Source organism: Campylobacter concisus, from assembly GCF_902460595.1.
Taxonomy (GTDB): domain Bacteria; phylum Campylobacterota; class Campylobacteria; order Campylobacterales; family Campylobacteraceae; genus Campylobacter_A; species Campylobacter_A concisus_BL.
Genome location: NZ_CABPVA010000001.1, coordinates 814,900 through 821,145 on the forward strand (window position 1 = coordinate 814,900; position 6,246 = coordinate 821,145).

Here is a 6,246-nt window from a genome sequence, read left to right on the forward strand (position 1 = left end):
AAAGAAAAATTTAGGCAAAGATATAATACTGAGAGCGATAGTGAAGCACAAGATAAATTTATAAAAGATACTGCAAATCAACAATCAACACCTATTCAGACATTATCTAATGGTAAAAAGTATTATGTAACCACAAGAGATTATGGAAATGATTTTAAGAAACAAGCTTGGATGCCTAGAGAATACTCTGAAAAAATAAATGAATTTATTGGAAAAGAAAATTTAGAAAAGATTAGACCAAGTAAGCTCTTGTCTTATTTTTATGCAGAAAATGATAATGGCGATATAGTGCCTATTGTTGTATCTGTATATTACAATGTGCCAACAATAGTATTTGGACTATATGGGGACGAGGCAAGTGGGATAAAATTTTCTAAAACAATAATAAATGATATAGGTGGAGATGATTACTTTTATCTAATAGACAATAAATTTCAAAAAATCAGCAATAAAAACAAGGACAAATAAATGAATACTATTAAAAATTTAAAAAATAAAGAGATGGTAAATAAGATAAAAGACTATGCTGATATAGCTGATGTGAGTTATGCTTTTTTTGAATACATAGATGAGAATGAAATTTGGAGTTTTTCGGATAAATTTCATAATGAGAGAATTTTAAAAAAGCCAAATCCTAGATGGGATTATGCAGACTATACTTATTATGGTCATACTTTAGAGAAAATAAGCCAAAAAGCAAAAGAAAATGGTCGTCAAATAGGACAACCTACTGCCTATGCTCTTTGCGTTGAAGCTAGGTTTATGCAGGATTTGACAATAGAAAAACCAAAAGAAGATGATGAATTAGAAGAAGAAAAAGTACAAATTTCTAATCAAATAAAAAATTTTATAAAAGTCCCTCGAAATAAAAAGCAGTATTTATTTTACACAATAGACAATCTCTCCAAACGTACCAAAAATTTTACATCAAGATTTAGGCTTCTAAAACATCAAAAAAATAATGGACTAGGTTTTAGTGCCACGCTCTTTGAAGATACAAAGGATAACAGCAAAAAAATATTAACCTTTAGAGGTACTGAGATCACTCCAGGAGACTTAATTGCAGATATAGAGCTAACAATTAATGAGATACCAATACAGGTAAATTCTTTAATAAATTTCTTTTTAGATAATGTTATACCTATATTAAAAGAAGGCGAAAAGATAAACATCTGCGGTCACTCACTTGGTGGATATCTAACTCAGATATGTGCTTTTACCTTTGCTGAATATATAGATGAAATTTATACATTTAACTCACCTGGGATATTAACAGATTATATGAAAACTAGAATAGGCATCCCATCTATTGATCTCATGCCAAGGTTCATTAGAAATAAGATCATATATTTCTTTAATAAAAGAAATGTCCCTTACTATGAAAAGCTTAAAGAAAATTTGTTCTTAGCAGATAAGGACCACACCTACCTACCAGCACCTTTAAATGTTAATAATATATATCACATGAAAACAGACAACGATAGCCTAGCCTTTAATAATAAACTCTATGAAAACGCTATACAAGACCTTGGAGTAGATATAAATGGCAATGAGGTGCTTATAAATATAGGCAACGTAGATGCGGTACTAAATACAAATGTGAGTATAAGCTCGCACTTTCTTACCTATACGGCTGCTACACTATACTTTTTCTCATATCTTTTAGAAGAAAAAAATAATGATGAAAAGACAAAAAATGTTAGCCTAAAAGGCACGCTTTTATATCTAAATGAATTTATGGAGCAAAACTATAAGCTTATATTTGATCTTGACACAAATTTATCTTTAGCATATAAAAATGAGACATCCTATATAGATAACAAAGCTACACTTCCACCTCTTTTATATAACAAAAACAAAAACTGGATGTTGCTTATACTATTAAATAATATAAAACACGACTTCAAGATATTTAATCACAATTTAGAAGACGAGCAAGAAGCCTTGATAATAGAAGATATATTTAAGCTTAGTGACGAGAAGCGATATACAAAGATAATAAACAAAGAGGAAGTAGAGAAATTTAAAGAAAGCGGATGTGAAAACATAGAAGATAAAAGGGCTATGCACAAGTGCAGGACGTACAAGGTGGTAGATGAGAGCTCTAGTGATGTCACTACCACCAAAGCTGATGCTAGCAAGCTCTACACCTATACGTCAAATTTCACAAGGTCGCTTTCATCACAAGATGAGAAGGCATACTTTATGAAAAAATCAGAGCAGACCTACTCTCTTTTATTTGACAACAGCACGCAGAATGGCTCTATAAATTTATACGACGTAAAAGATAGGGGCGAGATAAAATTTGGCTTTTTATCAGCTAGCTCTAGCGTATATGTGGATAAGGATAAAGAGAGTTTAGCCATATTTACAAAAGATAAAGACATAGTGGATATTGAAAGGTTATATGACAAGATAAGAGATAAATTTGGCGTGGAAAACCCAGAAAACTACAAGGTCGATCTCTTTTTAAACGCTACACTTCTAAAAGGTGCAAACGAAGCTAAAGACTATAAATTTGGCTTTACAAATTTCAAAGATGAAAAAGAGCATGATCTCTTTGAGAACAAAGAAGAGCAAAAGCCATTTTACTACTTTAGCCCAAGGGGTGATGAAAGCTCTAAAGGCTCACTTGATATCACAAATAAAAACACTAGCATAAGAGTGCTTGGCTATGATATAGATAGGGGTAGCTTAGATGTAAAGCTAAAAAGAGCTAACAATGATGAGAAAAAAGAGAAGCAAGCACAAGATAGAGAGGCGGTAAATCATCAAAGCATGCCTCTTGGTGCGGTAGCTACAAATTTCACCGCTCACCCAGTCATAGAAGACGACATCATCACTTGCCCGCATGGTGGCCAAGTGGTGCTAAAAAGCAAAGCTGGCAGGAGTATCACATCTAATGGCATACCGCTCATACTAGGTCAAGACTTCTTAGGCTCGCCGATAGTTGGCTGCTCGGCAAATTCGCCATGCACCTGCGTAGCACACGTGCCAAAGAGCGCACTAAGTGCTAAAAGAGTAAATGACAACCATGCTCTTATGCAAGACCTAGTTCATCACTGCTTAAGTGATAAAGGCTGCGTGCTATCCATAGCTAAAAAGTCAAATTTGCTAAATTTTGAAGGGATAAAATACGTTGATAGCAGCGGCAACGAGATAACTCCAAAAGATGTACAGATCACGCAAAATCCAAGGCTAAGGTTTTTCATGAAAAGTGCCGCATCGCAAAGAGATAACATGCACGTCGCCATATACTCCATAAACGGCACCGAGCACAAAGAGCCAAACGGAGCTGACGAGATCGTGCTAAAAGAGAGCGACGCAAAAGATGTTAGCGACAAGGCGCTTTTAAAGCTATTTAATGAAAATTTTAAGACTACCAGTCAAAGAAAATATGAATTTAAAGAGTACTCACTAAAGTATGGCGCAGATGTTTTCAGGCTAAATTTCATAAAGCCAGAGTATAAGAGCAAGCACGGCATAAACGGCTACTACGAAAGACTTAGCGAATACGAAAACGACGTTAGAAATTTGATCTTTCTAACGCCAAATCAAACAAAAGATATCACTATAAAAATAGCCAAAGGGCTAGACGCTAAGATAGAAAAAGACGCCGAGATAACCGACGTCGTAGTGCTTCAAGGGCTATAAATTTACCCTTAGCAAGGCATCTTTAAAACTTCTACCACTTCACCTTTTGCGATAAATTCTGTCTCTTTTGGGATGATAAGCAGTGCAGCTTCGTTTGTTAGGTTATTTACGATCGCTGAGCTACCAAGCTTTTTGCCGTTTAAATTTACAAAGATCTTGCCATCTCTGTTTTCTAAATTTACTGCTGTAAATTCCAAAAATGGCGAGCGTTTTTTGTAGTCTTCGTCCATTATCGCCGTGATCTTTGGCTCTTCTTGGCTAAACCAAGTGTTTATAAGCACTCTTACATATAGCACGCACATAACCATCGCCGAGTAAGGGAATCCCGGCAGCGCAAAGATGTATTTATCGCCTGATTTTGCCACTCTGATGTGGCGGCCTGGTTTTATCGCAGCGCCCTCGATGATGAGCTTAAAGTTTTCATTTAAAGCGCCCTTTACAAAGTCATAGTCTCCCATGCTGATGCCACCAGTCGTTACCAAGATATCGGCTGATTTTAGTGCATTTATGATCGCTTTTTCGACAAGCTCGGCCTTATCTCTTACGATCTCACAAAGGATCGGCTCCGCGCCCATTTTGCGTATCTGCATAGCGATGCCTACATGGTTTGAGCTGTGAATTTGCGCTGGACTATCAAGAGGCTCGCCAAGGTCTTTTATCTCGCTACCAGTTGCAAGTATCGCCACTCTTGGACGGATGAAGACACTTACGTGAAAGACGCCAAGCTCGGCAAGAAGCGCAATCTCAGCGTAAGTTAGACGTGTGCCTTTTTTTATTAAAATTTCGCCTTTTTTGTAGCTCTCGCCGACTGCTCGCACGGCAAAGCCCTTTGGCACGCTCTTTTTGATGATTATTTTTGAGCCGATGACCTCGACATTTTCAACCGGCACAAGAGTGTCGGTACCTTCGCTCATTAGCGAGCCGGTGAAGGTTTTGACGCATTTACTGCCCTCTACATGCAGCCCTTTGTCACTACCTGCTGGAAGGTCTGTGATGAGCTCAAGCTCGCTTAGGCCATCTTTAAAGGCAAAAGCGTAGCCGTCCATCGCCGAAACTGGCTTTGCTGGGTAGTTTTCAGTAGCTTTCACATCATAGGCGATATTTCTATCAAGCGCATCCGTGATAGCCACTTTTTCGACCTTTTCCCACGCATTTATCGTATCTTTTAGAATTTTCAGGCTATCCGCATAGCTCATAAAATCTTTCATTTTTTGTCCTTTTTATGAAATTTTTGCATATTTTAGCCACTTCTGTTTTACAAAAAATTAATCTTTGTTTTATTTAATGATTATTAAAATGTCGTTTAAGAAACCAGTCTGGTTTTACCCTTACACAGGAATTTACATGAACAAAACACTACTTTACATCATCGCAGGTGCGAGCCTTGGCATACTTGGTCCAGTGCTCGTTCATTTTGGCAACCCAGCAAACATGGGCGTTTGCGCGGCTTGCTTTTTACGAGATAGCATGGGGGCGCTTGGTTTTCATCAGGCCAAAGTCGTGCAGTATCTAAGACCTGAAATTTTAGGGCTTATCATCGGAGGCTTTCTAGCTAGCATGCTTTGGAGTAGAAATTTCACTCCAGTATCTGGTAGTGCGGCATTTTCTAGGTTTTTCTTAGGCGTGTTTGCGATGATAGGCTGCCTCATATTTTTAGGCTGCCCTTGGAGGGCGTTTTTGCGTCTTGGAGGCGGAGATATGACCGCCATAGCTGGCGTTGTTGGCCTATTTGCTGGTGTCTTTGTGGGACGAGCTTTTAAGAAAAATGGCTACATTTTACCTGAGAGCGAAACCACTGCAAAGGCGATAGGGTTTTTGCCACTAATTATTGCCATTTTACTTTTACTGGCACTTATCTTTGGTCTAAAACTTGGCGAAAATGGCGCATTATTTAGCTCAGAAAAAGGTCCAGGCTCACAGCATGCAAATTTATTTATCTCACTTATTTGTGCCATCATCATCGGCGCATTTATGCAAAAAAGTAAATTTTGCTCAGTAGGAGCTATCAGCAAAATTTTTGAGCGTGACTTCTCGATGTTTTATGGCGTCATCTCTATCATCGTCTGCGCAAGTATCACAAATTTAGTGCTAAATCAATACAAATTTGGCTTTGAAGGACAACCTATCGCTCACAATGATATGCTTTGGAATTTCTTAGGTATGACGCTCGCTGGCCTTTGCTTTAGTCTAAGCTACGGCTGCCCTGGCAAACATTTAGTGCAAATGGGAGCTGGAAATTTAAGCTCAGCCGTATTTGTTTTAGGCATGGGCGCAGGTGCTGCTATAAGTCACAACTTCGTGCTTGCAAGCTCAGGAGCTGGCATCACACCTTTTGCCCCGTATGCCGTAGTGATCGGCTTTATCTACGCTATTTACGTTGGATTTTTCACTAAAAAAGCTTAACTAAATTTGGCTGCTCTTGCAGTCAAATTTACTTTTTTATCTATAAAATTTGAGTGAGATAAATTTTAGCTAAAAATAAGTTCTTAGGTTGTATAATCCAAAACTTGTTTTAAGTTGTCACGGTAGCTCAGCTGGTTAGAGCGCTGGTCTCATAAGCCGGAGGTCGGGAGTTCAAGTCTCCCCCGTGAC

At 37.9% G+C, this 6,246-nt stretch carries 3 protein-coding genes, 1 tRNA gene and 1 pseudogene; 4 read left to right on the forward strand and 1 reads right to left on the reverse strand.

Annotated features, from left to right (window positions below; translation table 11 throughout):
• A pseudogene (locus F3G86_RS10405) lies at positions 1-468 on the forward strand (hypothetical protein); the annotation flags it as partial.
• Positions 469-3,654 (forward strand): alpha/beta hydrolase family protein, encoded by a 3,186-nt coding sequence (locus F3G86_RS03970; RefSeq protein ID WP_149723049.1) that lies wholly within the window; start codon positions 469-471, stop codon positions 3,652-3,654.
• Positions 3,655-3,662: 8 nt separating this feature from the next.
• Here F3G86_RS03970 and F3G86_RS03975 read toward each other — a convergent pair whose 3' ends face one another.
• Positions 3,663-4,862, reverse strand: coding sequence for a molybdopterin molybdotransferase MoeA (locus tag F3G86_RS03975; protein ID WP_149723050.1), 1,200 nt, complete (start codon positions 4,860-4,862; stop codon positions 3,663-3,665).
• A 136-nt stretch (positions 4,863-4,998) separates the two neighbouring features.
• On the opposite strand from F3G86_RS03975, the gene yedE reads away from it, so the two are divergent.
• Together yedE and F3G86_RS03985 are read left to right on the forward strand one after the other, a co-directional pair.
• On the forward strand, positions 4,999-6,057 hold the full coding sequence (gene yedE, locus F3G86_RS03980; protein WP_149723051.1) for a YedE family putative selenium transporter: 1,059 nt from the start codon (positions 4,999-5,001) through the stop codon (positions 6,055-6,057).
• A 116-nt stretch (positions 6,058-6,173) separates the two neighbouring features.
• Positions 6,174-6,246, forward strand: a tRNA-Met gene (locus F3G86_RS03985).